This window comes from Peribacillus sp. N1, assembly GCF_054600815.1.
Genome location: NZ_BAAHZO010000061.1, coordinates 1 through 254 on the forward strand (window position 1 = coordinate 1; position 254 = coordinate 254).

Below are 254 nucleotides of genomic sequence, written 5' to 3' on the forward strand. Positions count from 1 at the left end.
CCGTGAAATATAGAGTGCTGCACTCTTAACCTTTTCAACAAATGGAGGCAACAACTCGTTTTGGTAATTCACATCAAGACAAGCAACACTAATGACAGCAATGATATAACATATGTAATTAAAAATAGGAGCAGCTAACGCAGATATATAATTATCAAGTTACTAGAGAATAATCGTAAATTGCATTTTTCAAGACTCTACAAGAAGAATACTAAGTCTCACATTAGCAGTAATTGATCCAGATGCAATCTACT

Annotated in this window: 1 protein-coding gene; it reads right to left on the reverse strand. The window is 33.5% G+C overall.

Features of this window, described 5'->3' with window-relative positions:
- A partial coding sequence (locus tag ACYP5M_RS26635; RefSeq protein ID WP_459735744.1) for an IclR family transcriptional regulator domain-containing protein occupies positions 1-147 on the reverse strand: 147 nt, incomplete at its 3' end.
- Between the last annotated feature and the right edge of the window lie 107 nt (positions 148-254).